This window comes from Nocardioides lacusdianchii, from assembly GCF_020102855.1.
Lineage (GTDB): Bacteria > Actinomycetota > Actinomycetes > Propionibacteriales > Nocardioidaceae > Nocardioides > Nocardioides lacusdianchii.
Genome location: NZ_JADHZD010000002.1, coordinates 385,986 through 402,968 on the forward strand (window position 1 = coordinate 385,986; position 16,983 = coordinate 402,968).

The following is a 16,983-nucleotide window of genomic DNA, read 5'->3' on the forward strand; positions in this document are numbered from 1 at the left end:
GAGCGAAGGAACACCCATGGCCTCCGAAGTCACCCTCCCCGCCCTCGGCGAGTCCGTCACCGAGGGCACCGTCACCCGCTGGCTCAAGCAGGTCGGTGACACGGTCGCCGTCGACGAGCCGCTGCTCGAGGTGTCCACCGACAAGGTCGACACCGAGATCCCCTCCCCCGTCGCGGGCACCCTGCTCGAGATCACCGCCAACGAGGACGACACCGTCGAGGTGGGCGCGGTCCTGGGCGTGATCGGCGAGGAGGGCGAGTCCGCGGGCGACGCCTCCGACACCGCCGAGCCCGAGGCGCAGCCGAAGGACGAGGAGCAGGCGGAGAAGAAGGCCGAGCAGGAGGAGCAGGTCGCCGAGGAGACCGGCGAGCTGCCGGCCGGCGACGAGACCCCCGAGTCCGAGAAGGACGACGCCCCCGCCGAGTCCGAGCCCGCCGCCGAGAAGGCGTCCGGCAGCTCGGGTGGCTCCGGTGGCGGCTCCGGCACCTCCGTCACGCTCCCCGCGCTGGGCGAGTCCGTGACCGAGGGCACCGTGACCCGCTGGCTCAAGCAGGTCGGCGACGAGGTCGCCGTCGACGAGCCGCTGCTCGAGGTGTCCACCGACAAGGTCGACACCGAGATCCCCTCGCCGGTCGCCGGCACGCTGCTGGAGATCAAGGCCGAGGAGGACGAGACCGTCGAGGTCGGCGCCGAGCTCGCGATCATCGGTTCCGGCGACGACGCGCCCCCGCAGGCCGAGCCCGAGGCGCAGCCGAAGGACGAGGAGCAGGCGGAGAAGAAGGCCGAGCAGGAGGAGCAGGTCGCCGAGGAGACCGGCGAGCTGCCGCCCGGCGACGAGACCCCCGAGTCCGAGAAGCAGGACGCCCCCGCCGAGGAGCCCGCCGCCGAGGAGCCCGCCGCCAAGGAGGAGCCGAAGCAGGCTGCGCCCGCCGCGCCGGCGCAGTCCGACGGCGGTCGCGACCAGACGGCGTACGTCACCCCGCTGGTGCGCAAGATGGCCGATCAGCACGGTGTGGACCTCGGCTCGGTGCAGGGCACCGGCGTCGGTGGCCGCATCCGCAAGCAGGACGTGCTCGACGCCGCCGCCGCTGCCAAGGAAGCCGCCGCGCCTGCTCCGGCTGCTGCTCCGGCCGCGCCCGTTGCCGCCGCGCCCGCCGCGTCGGCTCCCGCGTCGTCCAGCCCGTCGCCGCTGCGCGGCACCACCGAGCCGCTCTCGCGCCTGCGCAAGGTCATCGCGACCCGCATGGTGGAGTCGCTCACCGAGGCCGCCCAGCTCACCCAGGTGATGGAGGTCGACGTGACCTCGATCGCCCGCCTGCGCGAGGCGTCGAAGGCCGACTTCCTGGCCCGCGAGGGCGTGAAGCTCACCTACCTGCCGTTCTTCGCCAAGGCAGCGATCGACGCGCTCAAGGTGCACCCCAAGCTCAACGCGGCGATCGACGCCGACAAGGGCGAAGTGACCTACTACGACCGCGAGAACATCGCGTTCGCCGTGGACACCGAGAAGGGCCTGCTCACGCCGGTCGTCAAGGACGCGGGCGACCTGTCCATCGCCGGGATCGCCAAGAAGATCGCCGACGTGGCCGAGCGCACGCGCACCAACAAGATCACGCCCGACGAGCTGTCCGGCGGCACCTTCACGATCACCAACCTCGGCAGCTTCGGGGCGCTCTTCGACACCCCGATCATCAACAAGCCGCAGGTCGCGATCCTCGGCCCCGGTGCCGTGGTGAAGCGGCCGGTCGTGATCGACGACGCCAACCTCGGCGAGACCATCGCGGTGCGCCACATGGTCTACCTGTCGCTGACCTACGACCACCGCCTGGTCGACGGCGCCGACGCGGGCCGGTTCCTGCAGGAGGTCAAGAAGCGCCTCGAGTCGGGCCAGTTCGAGGTCTGAGTCCGAGCGCAGCCGCCCGGAGCGCAGCGACGGGCGGCGTGGCGCGAGGAGGTCGAGTGACCGGCACCCCGCGAGCGCGCGAGTGGGGTGCGCCGGTCGTATCGAGACACCCACGACGCCCCGTCCGCCACGTGCGGGCGGGGCGTCGCCGCGTCCTGCCCCGCTCGGAAAACCACAGGCGCACTGTCAGTCCCACCACCTAGCCTGAAGGCATCGTGACCCTCACCGACACCACCCGGCCCACCGACGCGACCGCCTCCTCGTCGGGCCTCCCGGCGCACCGCCGGCCCGTCGACTGGCGTCGCGTACGCCGCCCGCTGACCTATCTCTGCTTCTCGATGTCCCTCGTGGGCGCCATCGCCTCGGCGCTGGGCTCGATGGTCGCCGGCCGCCTCGCCGACGGCCCCACCGAGACCCTGCTGCTGCTCCTGGGCATGTGCGTGGTGGGCGGCGCGGTCATCGACACCGTCGCCAAGACCATCTGGGCCACGATCTGCGACCGTGCCGAGGGCCAGCTGCGCTCCGACCTCCTCGACGCCGCGATGGCGCAGCCGCTGTCCGAGCTCTCCGAGCAGGCCGTCGGCGAGGTGCTCGACCGCATCGACGACGACACCTGGGAGGTCGGCCAGCTGATGCGCTGGGGCGTGTGGCAGGCCGCGCGCACCCTGCTGGCGTCCGGCCCGCTCTGGGTGGTCGCGTCGCTGACCTGGTGGCCGGCGGTCTTCCTCTTCCCCGTCACCGCGGTCGTCACCTTCCTGTCCATCCGCCGGCTCCTGCCGCAGGTCTCGGAGAAGAAGGTCATCGAGGAGGCCGCCTGGACCGACCACGCCGCCTCCACCGAGGAGGGGGTCGCGGCCCGCGACGACCTGCGCACGTCGCTGGGGCAGGCCCACGTGCTGCGCCGCAACGCCCACCTCGCCTCCGTCGTGCACCGCACCCTCGACGCCGTGCTGGCCGTCGAGGTCCGCATCACCCGCCGCAGCGGCGGTCTCCTGCACGGGGCGCTCGCCGCGGTCGGCGTCGTCAGTGTCGCCCTCGTCCTGGGCGGCAACCTCTCCACCGCACGGCTGGTGACGCTCTTCCTCGTCACCACGATGTTCGTCGGCGGCGTCGACATGCTCGCGCGCCACCTGCCCGACCTCCAGGAGGGCTTCGGCGCGGTGCTCCGCCTGCGCGGCATGATGGCCGCTCCCGCCGAGCCGACGGGTGGTCGACCGGTGCCCGACGGTCCTCTCGACGTCGAGTTCCGCCACCTCGACTTCAGCTACGGCACCGGCACCTTCGCGCTGCGCGACGTCGACCTGCTCCTGGCCGCCGGGCACACCTGCGCCCTGGTGGGCCGCACCGGCTCGGGCAAGTCCACCCTCGCCTCCCTGCTCTCGCGGGCGGTCGAGCCGCCGCGCGGCTCGGTGTTCCTCGGCGGGGTCGACGTCCGCGACCTCGACCTCCAGCAGCTGCGCTCGGCGGTGGGGGTGGTCACCCAGCGCACCGAGGTGCTGGCGGGCACCCTCGCCGACAACATCACCCTCTTCGACGCCGTGCCCCGCGCGCGCGTCGCGGCAGCCGTCGCCGAGCTCGGCCTGACCGACTGGGTCGCCGGCCTCCCCGACGGCCTCGACACGGTCCTCGGCCCGGGCGGCACGAGCCTGTCCGCGGGCGAGGAGCAGCTCGTCGCCTTCGCCCGCCTGCTGGTGCGCGACGTGAGCGTCGTCGTCCTCGACGAGGCCACGGCCCGGATGGACCCCGTCACCGAGGCGCGCGTCGTGCGCGCCGCCGACCGTCTCATCTCGGGACGCACCGGCATCCTGGTCGCCCACCGCCTCTCCACCACCGAGCGGGCCGAGCAGGTCGCGGTCATGGAGTCGGGCCACGTCGTCCAGCAGGGTCCGCGCGCGCGGCTGGCCCACGTGGACGGCCCCTTCCGCACCCTGCTCGAGGCCGCCGCCCACGAGTCCGTGGTCGAGGAGCACCACCACGACGCCTCCACGATCGGGTCGGTGCGCCGCAGCACGACTCCCCCGCCCCCGCCCGAGCTCGCCCCCACCCCGAGCCTGGCGCGCCAGGTCCTCCACACCATCAGCATCCAGCCGCAGTGGGGCCTGCTGGGCGCCTTCCTCTTCCTGGCCGCCTCGCTGACCGGCGCGTTCGGGGCCGTGACCGGCTGGATCTGGGGACACATCGTCACCGACCTCCAGGCAGGAGAGGACCCCGGCCTGCTGGTGGTCGCTCTCGTCGCCTCCCTCGTGGTCGCCCCCTTCCTGCTGTCCCAGGCCTTCCGCACCTACCCGCACTGGTGGGTCGAGGTGCGCCTCCGGGTGAGGGCGGCGGTGCTCCACGGGCAGACGTCCCAACGTCGCCTGCTCCGCACGCCCCCGGGTGAGGTCGTCGCGCGCACCATGGACGCCGACCGGCTCGCGCGCTACACCGACCGCTGGGTCGACTTCGTCAACGGACTCGTGGTCGCCGCGATGACCGCGCTGATCGCCCAGACGTGGGTCGCGGGCGCGGTGCTGCTGACGGTCATGGTGGTCTCGGCCCTGGCCTCCACCCTGGGCCGTCGGGTGGCCGGTCGCTCGGCCGCCGCCGCGTCCACGGCTCGCGCCCGCTTCGGGCAGTCGCTCGTGTCGGCGCTGGAGTCGGTGCGCACCGTCAAGCTGGCCGCCGCCACCCCGCAGGTCCACCAGCACCTGCGCGACGTCGACGGTGGTCGCGTCGACGCCGCCGTGCGCGAGCACCGCGTCCAGGCGCTGCTCGACGGCGTGCCCGTCGTGATGGTCCAGCTCGGCGTCGTCGCCGCCTGGGGCGGCCTGCTCACCGGCCGCTGGGAGCTCGCCACCGCGCTCCTGGTCGCCAACGCGGTCAGCGGCTTCGACTGGTTCGGCCGCGTCGCCGGCTCGGTCGTCACCGAGGCGCCCGGCACCCGCGCCTGGATGAACGCCACCAGCGAGCTCGCCGGCGGCGGCGACCTGATGGACCTCCCGCCGGGCGTCGACCTCGTCCGCGGCACCGGCCCGGACCCCGCGCCGGCCCACCGCGACCCGCTGCGCACGCTCAGCGTCCGCGGTCTAGACGCGGTCCACGACGACGGCACGCTCGGGGTGCAGGGCGTCGACCTCGACGTCCACGCCGGGGAGCTGGTGCTGCTGCTCGGCCAGGTCGGCTCGGGCAAGTCCAGCCTGCTCAGCGCGCTGGCCGGCCTGGTCACCAGCACCGGCGAGATCCGCTGGAACGACCAGGTCGTCGCCGACCCGCAGACCGCGCTGCGACCCGGGCGCGTGGCCCACGTCGCCCAGGTGCCGCGGGTGCTCTCCGGCACCTTCACCGGCAACGTCGCCCTCGACCACGCCGAGCGCGCCGTGCTTCCCTCGCTCGAGGCCGCCCGGATGGGCCGCGACGTGGCGGAGGCGGGCGGGCCGGACTCCCTCGTCGGGCACCGCGGCGTACGCCTCTCCGGTGGGCAGGTCCAGCGCCTGGCGCTGGCCCGCGCACTGGCCGCCGAGGCCGACGTGCTGCTCGCCGACGACGTGTCGTCGGCGCTCGACGCGGCCACCGAGGTCGAGCTGTGGCAGGCGCTGCGGGCTCGCGGAGCCGCCGTGATCGGCGCCACCAGCAAGGCCGCCGCGCTGACGCAGGCCGACCGTGTGGTGGTCCTCGACGCGGGGCGGGTCGTCGACCACGGGCCGTGGCGCGAGCTGTCCGGACGCTGGGGACACCTGGCCGGGTGAGCGCTTTGGCCCCCGCTGGTTGGGTGGAGTCATGCGCGTCCTCATCGCCGGTGCCTCAGGATTCCTCGGCACCCACCTGTCCACGCACCTGCGGGTGCACGGGCACGAGGTGACCGCGCTCGTGAGGCGCGAGCCGACCTCGGCCCACGAGTCGCGCTGGGACCCGAGCACCGGCGACATCGACGCCGCCGCGGTCGCCCGCAGCGACGCCGTGGTCAACCTGGCCGGCGCCACGATCGCGGCCAACCCGCACTCCAAGAAGTACGCCCAGGAAGTGATGGACTCGCGCGTCTCGACCACGCGCGTCCTCGCAGAGGCGATCGCTGCAGCCGAGCGCCCGCCCGCCTTCCTCGCCGGCAACGGCATCAGCTGGTACGGCGACCACGGCGACCGGCTCGTCACCGAGGACTCCGAGACCACCGGCGACGCCTTCCTCACCCGGGTCGCCCGGGCCTGGGAGGAGGCGACCCGCCCGGCGCAGGAGGCCGGCGCCCGGGTGTGCGTGCTCCGCACCGCCCCCGTGATGGACCGCACCTCCCCGCCGCTCAAGCAGCTGCGGCTGCTCTTCCAGCTGGGCGGCGGAGCCCGGCTCGGGTCCGGCGAGCAGCACATGCCGATGATCTCGCTCCGCGACTGGGTCGGCGCGGTGAGCTACCTGATCGAGTCCCGCGACGTCTCGGGCGCCTTCAACCTCTGCTGCCCGCACACACCCACCAACTCCGAGTTCACCCACGCCCTGGCGTCCGCGGTGAAGCGCAAGGCCTTCCTCGCGGTGCCGGGGCCGGTCATGAAGGTCGGTGCGGGCTACCTGGCCTCCGAGCTCCTCGGCTCGATCAACGCCCGCCCCGCGGCCCTGGAGCGCGCCGGCTACGACTTCGAGGACGAGGACGTCCGCGAGGTGCTCGCCGCCGCGCTCGCCTGATCGCGGGCCTCCGCGACCAGCCACGTCCGTCCCGGACGTACGAGCACGACCCGGCGGGTCGACGCCCGGTCCGTGGGCAGTGCGACCGGCCGCGTCCCGCCGACCGCCCGGCCCGCCACCACCCGGTCGGTGACGTCCAGCACCAGACGGCGGGGTCCGCGCTGCACGACCGAGACCGCGAGGAGCTGGGTCGTGAGCCCCCGCACGGTGAGGCCGCGGTCGCGGTAGTGGCCGAGCAGGCGTACGTCCGCCGCCCCCGTGCGCGAACCCGCCGCGTAGAGCCCGGCCAGCGCATCGACGTCGCCGGCCGCCCACGCCGCCGAGCGGCGCGCGTCCCAGTCGGCGAGGACCTCGGACGCGCTGCCATCGCCCGACGGCAGCGTCTTGGAGAGTCGTGCCTCGGCGGGCCGTGCCGCAGCCGGACCGGGCGTCCTGGTGGTTGGCTCCCCCGGCCTCGCCACCGTGACCACCAGGGTCGCCACGACACAGGCGCACGCCAGGGCGGTCAGCACGGGGAGCAGTCGTCGCGGGTCCACCCGACCACCCTCGCCGATCTGCGCCCGGCGGCGCTCCCGTCATCCACAGGCACCCGGCCGGCAGCCCGGGCGTAGGCTCGGACCATGCCGTTGGACTTCGAGATCGCCGGTCTCGGCGAGGACGCCGTCGACTACCTCGCCGCCTGGGACGCGCAGCGTCGCGTGCACGAGGCCGTGGTCGCCGGCGAGCGCCCCGACTCGGTGCTGCTGCTCGAGCACCCGCCCGTCTTCACCGCCGGCAAGCGCACCGACCCCCACGAGCGCCCGCTCGACCCGGGTGGCGCGGACGTCATCGACGTCGACCGCGGCGGCAAGATCACCTTCCACGGTCCCGGCCAGCTCGTCGGCTACCCCATCGTGCGCCTGCCCGACCACGTCAAGGTCGTCGACTACGTACGCCGTGTCGAGGAGGCCCTGATCGCGGTCTGCCGCGACCTCGGGGTGGCCACCGCCCGGGTGCCGGGTCGCAGCGGCGTGTGGCTGCGCGCCGACGCCCGCGGTCCGGAGCGCAAGATCGCCGCCATCGGGATCCGCGTCAGTCGCGGCGTGACCATGCACGGCTTCGCGATCAACTGCGACGTCGACCTCGGGTGGTACGACCGGTTCGTCCCGTGCGGCATCGCCGACGCTGGCGTCACCTCGCTGACCCAGGAGCTGGGGCGTGACGTCACGGTCACCGACGTGCTGCCGGGCGTGCGCGAGCACCTGTCGGCGTACCTCCTCTGGGAGCCCTACGTCGCGACCCCCGACTACGAGCCGCGACCCGAGCCTGGCCGCGGTCCGCGCATCCAGCTGGTCACACCCGGGCGCTGACCGGCGCGCCGTCTCGCGCACCCCGACCCCCGCCTGCCAGAGTCACCCCCACGGGGAGGGCGTCACGTCGACGCCCGAGGGGGGACGACGTTGTCGAGCACGACCAGCAGCACCGACCTGGTGATCGAGACCAGGGGCTTGCGCAAGGAGTTCAGCGGCCGGTCGGGCACGCGGGTGGCGGTCGACGACCTCGACCTGGCGGTGCCGCGCGGCGGTGTGCACGGCTTCCTCGGGCCCAACGGGTCCGGGAAGACGACGACGATCCGGATGCTGCTCGGCCTGGCCCGGCCCACGGCCGGCACCATGGCGCTCTTCGGCACCCCCGTGCCCGACCATCTCGACGACGTCATCGGCCGTGTCGGCGCCGTGGTGGAGTCGCCGAAGTTCTCCCCCACCTTCTCCGCGCGGCAGAACCTGCTGCTGCTCGCCCGGTCGGTCGGTGTGGCGGACACGGCGGTCGACGAGGCCCTGGACAGGGTCGGGCTCGGCAACCGCGCCGAGGACCGCTTCAAGTCCTACTCGCTCGGCATGAAGCAGCGGCTCGCGATCGCGGCGACGCTGCTCAAGTCGCCCGACCTGTTGATCCTCGACGAGCCGACCAACGGGCTCGACCCTGCCGGGATCCGGGAGATCCGCGAGCTCATCCGCGACCTCGGCGAGGCCGGCGTCACCGTCCTGCTGAGCTCGCACATCCTGGCCGAGGTGCAGCAGGTGTGCACCAGCGCGACCATCATCGGCAACGGCCGGATGCTGACGTCCGGCAAGGTCGAGGACCTGCTGGGCCGTACGTCCTACCGGGTCCGCGTCGGGGACCCGACCGCGGCCGCTGCCGTGCTCGAGGCCGCCGGCATGGACGTACGCATCGACACGGGCTCGCTGGACGTCGGGACCGACGAGCCCGGCGCGCGGATCACCCGCCTCCTGGCCGAGGCCGGCCTGTTCCTGTCCGAGCTGACCCCGGTGCGCGCCGACCTGGAGACGATCTTCCTCGAGCTCACCGCCGACGACCGGATGGGCGTCGCGACGACGTCGGAGGTGGCGCGATGAGGCTCCTGCGTGTCGAGCTCGCCCGCCTGCGCTGGCGGCGCGCCGTGGTGGTGCTCCTGGTGGCCTGCGTCGTCCTGCCCCTGGTCCTGCTGGCCGGCTACGCCTGGGAGACGCGTCCGCTCAGCGACGCGGACATCGCGCAGGCCGAGCAGATGGCCGCCCAGGACGCCGCCCAGCCCTGGGTCGCCCAGGACATCGCCGCCTGCGAGTCCGACCCGGAGATGTACCTCGGGCCGGACGGCGTCGCCACCGAGTGCGCGGAGGCGATCACGCCCCGCGCCGAGTACTACCTCTACCGCAACGAGCTGGAGCTCGCGTCGCTCCGCACCGACGTCGGCGCCGCGGCCATCACCATCCTGACCGGGCTGCTGATGCTCATGGGCACGACGTACGCGGGCCACGACTGGAACACCGGGTCGATGAGCAACCAGCTGCTGTTCGTGCCGCGGCGCCTGCGGTTGTGGGCGGCGAAGGGTGCCGCTGTGCTGCTGACCGGTCTCGTGGTCGGCGCGGTCGTGCTGGCGCTCTTCTGGGGCGGTGCGGCCCTGCTCGCGTCGAGCCGCGACATCACGGCCTCTCCCGGGACGTGGGACGACATCTGGGCCACGCAGGCCCGCGGGGTGCTCGCGATCGGGGTCGGCGGGCTGCTGGGCTATGCGCTCACGATGCTGTTCCGCAGCACGGTCGCCACGCTGTCGCTGATGTTCGGCGTCGCGATCGCGGGGTCGTTGATCGTCGTGGCGATCCTCGGTGACAACGCTGCGCGCTGGCTGCTGCCGACCAACTTCCTCGCCTTCGTGCTCGGTGGCTTCTCCTACTACGACCCGTCCGCCTGCGTCCAGGCCCCCGACGGGTCGGTCAGCGGAGGCTGCGAGTCGACGCTGTCCGCCGTCGACGGCGGGACGATGCTGGCGGTGGTCGTGGTGGTCGCGGTGGCGCTGTCGGTGTGGGCGACGCACCGGCGCGACGTGCCCTGAGCGGACTCCCCCGACCGTGAGTTGGGAGCCCCTCCCCACCGTCGTAGAGTGAGTCGTGTGACTGCCGCTCCCGCACCTGAAGGACGCAAGCTCCTCCGACTGGAGATCCGCAACGCGGAGACCCCGATCGAACGCAAGCCGGAGTGGATCAAGACCAAGGTCAAGATGGGCCCCGAGTACACAGCGCTGCAGAACCTCGTGAAGTCCGAGGGCCTCCACACCGTCTGCCAGTCCGCCGGGTGCCCCAACATCTTCGAGTGCTGGGAGGACCGCGAGGCCACCTTCCTCATCGGCGGCGACCAGTGCACCCGCCGCTGCGACTTCTGCCAGATCGACACCGGCAAGCCCCAGCCGCTGGACCGCGACGAGCCGCGCCGCGTGGCCGAGTCCGTGCAGCGCATGGAGCTCAAGTACGCCACCATCACCGGCGTTGCCCGCGACGACCTTCCCGACGGCGGCGCCTGGCTCTACGCCGAGACGGTGCGCGCGATCCATGAGCTCAACCCCGGCACCGGTGTCGAGAACCTCATCCCGGACTTCAACGGCAAGCCCGACCTCCTCCAGGAGGTCTTCGAGTCGCGTCCCGAGGTGCTGGCCCACAACGTCGAGACCGTGCCGCGCATCTTCAAGCGGATCCGTCCGGCCTTCCGCTACGACCGCTCCCTCGACGTGATCACCCAGGCCCGCGCCTTCGGCCTGGTGACCAAGTCCAACCTGATCCTCGGCATGGGCGAGACCCGCGAGGAGGTCAGCCAGGCGCTGCGCGACCTGCACGACGCCGGCTGCGAGCTGATCACGATCACCCAGTACCTCCGCCCCTCCCCGCGCCACCACCCCGTCGAGCGCTGGGTCAAGCCCGAGGAGTTCGTCGAGCTCAAGGCCGAGGCCGACGAGATCGGCTTCGCCGGCGCCCTCTCGGGACCGCTGGTCCGCTCGTCCTACCGCGCCGGGCGGCTGTACGGTCAGGCCATGGACGCGCGCTCCGCCGCCACCGTCTGACCCGCTCCACCACCCGCCCCACCCACCTCACCTCCAGCTGGACAAGGCCACCTATGTCGACCCCCGCCTCCACGCCCACCTCGCGCCGTGGGCAGATCATGCAGACCTACACGATGACCAAGCGGACCGACCCGCGCATCGGCCTCATCATCCTGGGTGTCTTCGTGCTGGGCGCGGCGATCGGCTTCGGCCTCATGTGGCTGCTGCCCGGCGACGGCTGGATCTCGCTGGTCCTCTCCATCGTGGTCGCGCTCATGACCGGCATGCTCGCCGCGCTGCTCGTCTTCGGCCGCCGCGCCCAGAAGGCGGCGTACAAGCAGATGGAGGGCCAGCCCGCCGCGGCCGCCGGTGCGCTGCAGATGCTGCGCCGCGGCTGGAAGGTCGACCCGGTCGTCGGCTTCACCAAGCAGCAGGACGTCGTGCACCGCGTGGTCGGCCCGCCCGGCATCGTCCTGGTCGGCGAGGGCACCAGCCAGGCCCGCGTGAAGCAACTGATGGTCAACGAGCGCCGCAAGCACGAGCGCGTCGCCTACGGAGTGCCGATCCACGAGATCGTCGCCGGTCGCGGCGAGGGCGAGGTGCCGATCCCCAAGCTCGTGCGCCACGTGCAGAAGCTCGGCCGCAACGTGAAGCCCGCCGAGATCACCGACATCCTCCAGCGCCTCAAGGCGCTCGACGCCCAGCGCGGCAAGCTGCCGCTGCCCAAGGGTCCGGTCCCCACGTCGATGAAGGGCATGCGCTCGCAGCAGCGCGGCCGCTGACGCTGCTCGTCAGATCGCGACGGTCCGCGTGCCTGCGGCGACGTCGTGCAGCCCGCGGCCACCGGCGGTGAGGAGCGGCGGGAGCAGGAGCGCCACCAGCGCGCTCCGCACGAGCGCGCGTGCCAGGGACACCGGCTGACCGGGTACGTCGCGCACGACCCGCAGCCGCGTGGCGAGCTTGCCGAAGGAGCCGCCGGCCACCGCGGTGAAGAGCGCTGACTCGACGACGAAGAGGCCGAGCGTGCCGAGGCCGTTGGGGTTGCCGCCGAGCACTCCGGCCGCGACCAGGCCCTCCACGACGGCGAGGCAGGTCACCCAGTCGACGAAGAGCGCGAGGACCCGGCGTCCGAAGGACGCGGGGGCGAGGTCGGAGGAGGCGTTCGTCGGGCTGGTCTGCGGCACGGGCCCAGCGTAGGCGCGGGCCGGTGGCGCCCCTACGACGCCTCGGAGCCGACGGGCTCGGCGCCCTCGGGCTCCACCACGGCCAGCGATCCGCCCCAGTTGGTGTAGTCGACACGGACCTGGTCGGTGTTGCCCGTCCCCGCGTACTCCAGCCGCACGGGCCGAGACTCCTCGTCGATCCAGAGGTCGAGCTGCAGCTCGTCGGCGACCTCGACCTCGCGGTGCAGCGAGTGCTCGGGCAGGGCGTCGAGCCAGGCGGCGGAGTCCACGGTGAGGACGTAGTGGGTCGTGGCCACGCCGCCCACCTCCTCCTCCCCCGCGTCGTCGACCTCGTCGACGGCGTCGACGAGCGCCTCGTAGTCGCCGGGCACGTCGAGGGACAGCAGGACGGGCGACGCACCGGCGTCGAAGCCCGGCTCCTCGCCGAGCGCACGCGGGTCGTCGTCGCGCATGTAGGTCCACTGCTCCCCGGTCGCCTCGCCGCCGACGTACACCCGCCCGCCGACCCGGCGGAACTCCAGGAACTCCCCGGGCTCGTCGCCGGTGATCGCGCGGAACTCGTGGGTGCCGTCCTCCCACGACAGGTCGACCTGCACCTCGCCGCGCCCGCGGTGGTCACCGATGCCGAGGTGCACGTAGTCCTCGGCGGCCACCGCCTCGGCCACCGCGGGCACGAGCGTCGTGAGTCCGTACGACGCGCTGGCCGGCTCGCCGCTGTCTCCCCCAGCGGCGCCGCAGCCGCTCAGGACCACCGTCGAGATGCCGATGCCCCACCGCTTGCGTGCTGTTCCCCGAGTCATGCCTGACCGTAGCCCCGCGCCACGTTTCGCACGAGTAACCCCAGGGGTGAAGTCCGGCGGCGCGACGCGACGCCGGACCCGCACCCCGCGGGCCATCCTCCGGGCACATGTAACACGGGCGAAACAAACGGGATACGGTCTAGAAACTGCTCTCGCCTAGCGTCACGCCCACGGTGCAACGAGGCCCCGTTCCGTGACGCTGCAACTTGGACGTGCGCTGGCCGCCGTCGAGGAGGAACCGAATGTTCAACAACTCCGATGAGCTGCTCAAGTTCATCAAGGACGAGGGCGTCGAGATGATCGACGTCCGTTTCTGTGACCTGCCGGGCATCATGCAGCACTTCACCGTGCCGGCCTCGTCCTTCGACCAGAGCGTCTTCGACGACGGCCTCGGCTTCGACGGCTCCTCGATCCGTGGCTTCCAGGCCATCAACGAGTCCGACATGTCGCTCTTCCCGGACCCGACGACGGCGTACATCGACCCGTTCCGCAAGTCCAAGACCCTCAACGTCAACTTCTTCATCCACGACCCGATCACGGGTGAGGCCTACAGCCGCGACCCGCGCAACATCGCGCGCAAGGCGCTGGCCTACCTCGACTCGACCGGCATCGCGGACACCGCCTACTTCGCCCCCGAGGCCGAGTTCTACATCTTCGACAACGTCCGCTACTCCACCGGCGTCAACGAGGGCTACTACCACATCGACTCCGTCGAGGGCTGGTGGAACTCCGGCAAGGACGACGGCCAGAACAAGGGCTACAAGACGCGGCTCAAGGGCGGCTACTTCCCCGTCGAGCCCTACGACCACTACAGCGACCTGCGCGCCGACATGGTCAAGAACCTCGAGGCCAGCGGCCTGCTCGTCGAGCGCGCCCACCACGAGGTCGGCACGGCCGGCCAGGCGGAGATCAACTACCGCTTCGACACGCTGCTCAAGGCCGCGGACGACGTGATGAAGTTCAAGTACCTCATCAAGAACACCGCCTGGGAGCAGGGCAAGTCGGTCACCTTCATGCCGAAGCCCATCTTCGGCGACAACGGCTCGGGCATGCACGTCCACCAGTCGCTGTGGAAGGACGGCGAGCCGCTGTTCTTCGACGAGACCGGCTACGCCGGCCTCTCCGACATGGCCCGCTGGTACATCGGCGGCATCCTCAAGCACGCCCCGTCGCTGCTGGCCTTCACCAACCCGACGGTGAACTCCTACCACCGTCTGGTCCCCGGCTACGAGGCGCCGATCTCGCTGGTCTACTCCTCGCGCAACCGCTCCGCCTCGGTCCGCATCCCGATCACCGGCGCGAACCCGAAGGCCAAGCGCGTCGAGACCCGCTTCCCCGACCCGTCGGCGAACCCCTACCTCGCCTTCGCAGCACTGATGCTCGCCGGCCTCGACGGCGTCCAGAACAAGATCGAGCCCGCGGCTCCGATCGACAAGGACATCTACGAGCTGCCGCCGGACGAGATGGCCGAGATCGACCAGGTGCCGACCAGCCTCGGTGCCGTGCTCGACGCGCTCGAGGAGGACCACGACTACCTGACGGCCGGCGGTGTCTTCACCGACGACCTGATCGAGACGTGGATCCACTTCAAGCGGACCCAGGAGATCGCTCCGGTCCAGCTGCGGCCGCACCCGCACGAGTTCGAGCTGTACTACGACATCTGATTTGACGGTATTCACCCTCTGTCAGTAGTTGCCGAAAACGGCGGCTGACCTGCGGAAACGTCTTTCGACGTCTTCCAACGGCAGCCGCCGCTTTTCGTTGCTCTGCGGCCCCAGCGCGGCCCCAGGCCTGGTCGGAAACGATCGATCGAGCGGGACTGGGCCTTCCGATCGCTAGGCCCGAGAACCGCCCATCACGGGTGTGAGTTTGTCAACCGCAACTGGCCCCGGTGTGACGGTCTGACTTGGCACCAGGGAGTTATCCCAAGGCCCCTTCAGTTGCGGCATTCCTATGGGGTGGACCAGTGGCGCCGTGGAGGCCAGATTCGTCCAGCTCAAGATTAGAGGTGGGCCCCGCTACCGATGCGAGCATGAGCGCCTGCTTGACTGCCTGATCGCTTCAAGATCTGCGGCCGGTTTCTGGAACCCTTGCCGAGGCGCGGACACTAACTGATGTGACCGAGCGACAGATCGACGGGTGCGAACTGTGGTCCGGCGTGCGTGCTGGCGACGCGATTGCCTTCGAGACGCTCTACGCCGAGCTGTCTGATCCCGTGTTCGGGTTCTGTTTGAGACGCACCGGCGAGTGGGAAACGGCGCAAGACTGCACCTCGCTGGTGTTTCTTGAGGCTTGGCGGCTGCGCGCGACGCTGCGCGCCGAGTCCGCGGGTCTTGCATGGGTGTTCGGCATTGCGCACAACGTTGTTCGCAACACGACTAGGGCCAAGCGACGCCACCGCAGCCTGTTGCAACGTCTCCCGCTCGGCGTGCTCACCGACGATGTTGAGGGCGACGTGGCGGCAAGGGTCGATGCAAAGGACGAGGCTGCCCGTGTGCTGGTCGCGGTGGATCGACTGCCCGAGAACGAGCGCGACGTCATCGCCCTGAGTTTGTCCTCTGAGCTGACCTACGAGCAGATCTCCATGGCCCTCAACGTGCCAGTCGGCACTGTGAAGTCGCGGCTGTCTCGGGCTCGCATGCGGCTCCGCGACGCCCTTCAAGCCGAGCTCCCCGCTCATGCGACTCCACCCGGCCCCCCGGCCACGACACGGAAGCCGGCCACCAACCTCGGACCAGGAGAAGCACCATGACACACGACATCCCCGGGCGGCTCCCGCCCCTACCTCCCGAGCGCAAGCGCGCCGACATCGCCCGTCTTCGCCTCGCAATGGCACTGGAATCCAGTGCTTCCTCATCTGGGCACCAGCGTTGGTCCCGACGCACGGCTGTCGTTGCTGGAGCGGCTGTCCTGACCATTGGAGGTGGCGCCGCAGCCGCCACGACGATCATCGAGTATTTCAAGCCCGCAACTGTCACTACTTCCGGCCGCTGCTATTGGGAGGTCAGCCGGAACTTCGACAACGACTTCCCTGGCTCCACGGCAGCCAACGCGACCCGCAGTAGCGATGGATGGACACCCGATGTCGTGTCCAACTTGGTCGAGATGTGCGCGGCAGAGTGGCGTGCTGGCGCTCTTTGGCAGGACCGAGGCGATCCCACGCCCGAGCCCTCACCAACAGGCGAGTACCCCATCCCCGAGCTGGTTCCCTGCGTTCTGCCCAATGGGCAGGCAGCAGTCTTTCCAGGCGACTCCGCGACCTGCAACCAGCTCGGGTTGCCCGGCCTCTTGGTGCTGGACTGAACCTCGACATCTCGTCACGGCCCCGTCCGGGAGGCGGCATCTTTCGCGAAGCCACCTCCCGGCCAGGCGCAGACGAGGGACGTTCCGGGTCGGTCTGGCTCGCAGCCCCGGGCTCAGTAGAAGCGCGGCGAACTCGCCTTGTCATTCATTGCACCAACATCGTTGCTGCTGGCATAGGGTCCATAGGTGGCGCCGGGAGAAGCGTTGAGGGAGATGTTCTCGAACAGCTTCACGTCACAGTTGGAGTAAGGGACTGCTGCACGGATAGGTGACATCTGAACCGCCCCGGCGAGTCCGGAGGCTGGGTTTGATGGCTCAGCCGGCCGGCTGGAGCCTGTTTCTTGCAGCGTAGTGAAGTTCCTCGGCTGCGATCGGGGTGAGGTCGTCCAGCGCCTCGTGAGAGCGCTCGTTGTTGAAGAAGTCGACCCAGTTCAGGGCCTCCAGCTCGACGTGTTCGACGCCGCGCCACGGACCCTCGGGGCGAATGAGCTCGGCCTTGTAGAGCCCTATCTGCGATTCGGCGAGTGCGTTGTCATACGCATCGCCCACCGACCCGACCGACGGGTCGACGCCTTCGTCGACCAGCCGCTGGGTGAAGGCGAAACTGACATATTGACCAGGTTCAACCAGTCGATGCAACACCGGCTTGTTGGAGCAACAGTAGATGCTCGGGTCAAGTCCCCGGTAGTGGTGTAGCGCTGCGTTCTCCTTCGTGATGGGTCAGGCGGTCAGGGCTGGCAGATCATCAGCTCCGATCTCGGGGTCGTTGGTGGCGACGATGTTGACTCGGCAGCGGGC

General features: G+C 71.2%; 13 protein-coding genes and 1 pseudogene. 10 read left to right on the forward strand and 4 right to left on the reverse strand.

Annotation, left to right across the window (positions count from 1 at the left end):
* Positions 1 to 16 precede the first annotated feature (16 nt).
* From sucB to IRX98_RS04510, 3 genes are all read left to right on the forward strand, one after another.
* The gene (gene sucB / locus IRX98_RS04500) at positions 17 to 1,900 is read left to right on the forward strand and encodes a 2-oxoglutarate dehydrogenase, E2 component, dihydrolipoamide succinyltransferase (protein ID WP_224274207.1); all 1,884 of its coding nucleotides are present in this window, start codon (positions 17 to 19) and stop codon (positions 1,898 to 1,900) included.
* Between the two features lie 215 nt (positions 1,901 to 2,115).
* Complete coding sequence (locus IRX98_RS04505; RefSeq protein ID WP_224274208.1) at positions 2,116 to 5,625, forward strand: ATP-binding cassette domain-containing protein; 3,510 nt, start codon at positions 2,116 to 2,118, stop codon at positions 5,623 to 5,625.
* Positions 5,626 to 5,656: 31 nt separating this feature from the next.
* Positions 5,657 to 6,547 carry a TIGR01777 family oxidoreductase gene (locus IRX98_RS04510; RefSeq protein WP_224274209.1) on the forward strand — a complete coding sequence of 297 codons (891 nt, stop codon included), beginning with the start codon at positions 5,657 to 5,659 and terminating at the stop codon, positions 6,545 to 6,547.
* On the opposite strand, the gene IRX98_RS04515 is transcribed toward IRX98_RS04510, so the two are convergent.
* Positions 6,493 to 7,083 (reverse strand): hypothetical protein, encoded by a 591-nt coding sequence (locus IRX98_RS04515; RefSeq protein ID WP_224274210.1) that lies wholly within the window; start codon positions 7,081 to 7,083, stop codon positions 6,493 to 6,495. The two genes, IRX98_RS04510 and IRX98_RS04515, sit on opposite strands and share 55 nt — an antisense overlap.
* An 84-nt stretch (positions 7,084 to 7,167) precedes the next feature.
* Between IRX98_RS04515 and lipB the strand changes: the two genes are divergently transcribed.
* The 5 genes from lipB (at position 7,168) to IRX98_RS04540 (ending at position 11,680) form a co-directional block, all read left to right on the forward strand.
* The gene (gene lipB, locus IRX98_RS04520; protein ID WP_224274211.1) at positions 7,168 to 7,896 is read left to right on the forward strand and encodes a lipoyl(octanoyl) transferase LipB; all 729 of its coding nucleotides are present in this window, start codon (positions 7,168 to 7,170) and stop codon (positions 7,894 to 7,896) included.
* A gap of 90 nt (positions 7,897 to 7,986) precedes the next feature.
* On the forward strand, positions 7,987 to 8,943 hold the full coding sequence (locus IRX98_RS04525) for an ABC transporter ATP-binding protein (RefSeq protein ID WP_224274212.1): 957 nt from the start codon (positions 7,987 to 7,989) through the stop codon (positions 8,941 to 8,943).
* On the forward strand, positions 8,940 to 9,920 hold the full coding sequence (locus IRX98_RS04530) for a hypothetical protein (RefSeq protein WP_224274214.1): 981 nt from the start codon (positions 8,940 to 8,942) through the stop codon (positions 9,918 to 9,920). Before IRX98_RS04525 ends, IRX98_RS04530 begins: the two co-directional genes overlap by 4 nt.
* Before the next feature lie 57 nt (positions 9,921 to 9,977).
* Positions 9,978 to 10,919, forward strand: a complete 942-nt coding sequence (gene lipA, locus IRX98_RS04535) for a lipoyl synthase (protein WP_372456007.1) — start codon at positions 9,978 to 9,980, stop codon at positions 10,917 to 10,919.
* Positions 10,920 to 10,972: 53 nt separating this feature from the next.
* On the forward strand, positions 10,973 to 11,680 hold the full coding sequence (locus IRX98_RS04540) for a DUF4191 domain-containing protein (RefSeq protein WP_224274218.1): 708 nt from the start codon (positions 10,973 to 10,975) through the stop codon (positions 11,678 to 11,680).
* A 9-nt stretch (positions 11,681 to 11,689) separates the two neighbouring features.
* Here the strand turns inward: IRX98_RS04540 and IRX98_RS04545 are convergent, their stop codons facing one another.
* Together IRX98_RS04545 and IRX98_RS04550 are read right to left on the reverse strand one after the other, a co-directional pair.
* A complete protein-coding gene (locus tag IRX98_RS04545; RefSeq protein WP_224274221.1) occupies positions 11,690 to 12,082 on the reverse strand; it encodes an RDD family protein in 393 nt (130 codons plus the stop codon).
* A gap of 32 nt (positions 12,083 to 12,114) precedes the next feature.
* Positions 12,115 to 12,882, reverse strand: coding sequence for a hypothetical protein (locus IRX98_RS04550; RefSeq protein WP_224274223.1), 768 nt, complete (start codon positions 12,880 to 12,882; stop codon positions 12,115 to 12,117).
* A 242-nt stretch (positions 12,883 to 13,124) separates the two neighbouring features.
* Between IRX98_RS04550 and glnA the strand changes: the two genes are divergently transcribed.
* Both glnA and IRX98_RS04560 read left to right on the forward strand, forming a co-directional pair.
* Complete coding sequence (gene glnA / locus IRX98_RS04555; RefSeq protein ID WP_224274226.1) at positions 13,125 to 14,546, forward strand: type I glutamate--ammonia ligase; 1,422 nt, start codon at positions 13,125 to 13,127, stop codon at positions 14,544 to 14,546.
* Between the two features lie 452 nt (positions 14,547 to 14,998).
* On the forward strand, positions 14,999 to 15,634 hold the full coding sequence (locus IRX98_RS04560) for an RNA polymerase sigma factor (protein ID WP_224274227.1): 636 nt from the start codon (positions 14,999 to 15,001) through the stop codon (positions 15,632 to 15,634).
* Between the two features lie 866 nt (positions 15,635 to 16,500).
* On the opposite strand, the pseudogene IRX98_RS04565 reads toward IRX98_RS04560, so the two are convergent.
* Positions 16,501 to 16,800, reverse strand: a pseudogene (locus IRX98_RS04565) (integrase core domain-containing protein); the annotation flags it as partial.
* Positions 16,801 to 16,983: the final 183 nt, after the last annotated feature.

What these genes read in the sequence shown, in the direction of transcription:
- sucB (WP_224274207.1), top strand. Translation starts at nt 17, where the DNA reads ATGGCCTCCGAAGTCACCCTCCCCGCCCTCGGCGAGTCCGTCACCGAG.
- IRX98_RS04510 (WP_224274209.1), top strand. Translation starts at nt 5,657, where the DNA reads ATGCGCGTCCTCATCGCCGGTGCCTCAGGATTCCTCGGCACCCACCTG.
- lipB (WP_224274211.1), top strand. Translation starts at nt 7,168, where the DNA reads ATGCCGTTGGACTTCGAGATCGCCGGTCTCGGCGAGGACGCCGTCGAC.
- IRX98_RS04530 (WP_224274214.1), top strand. Translation starts at nt 8,940, where the DNA reads ATGAGGCTCCTGCGTGTCGAGCTCGCCCGCCTGCGCTGGCGGCGCGCC.
- IRX98_RS04540 (WP_224274218.1), top strand. Translation starts at nt 10,973, where the DNA reads ATGTCGACCCCCGCCTCCACGCCCACCTCGCGCCGTGGGCAGATCATG.
- IRX98_RS04550 (WP_224274223.1), bottom strand. Translation starts at nt 12,882, where the DNA reads ATGACTCGGGGAACAGCACGCAAGCGGTGGGGCATCGGCATCTCGACG.
- glnA (WP_224274226.1), top strand. Translation starts at nt 13,125, where the DNA reads ATGTTCAACAACTCCGATGAGCTGCTCAAGTTCATCAAGGACGAGGGC.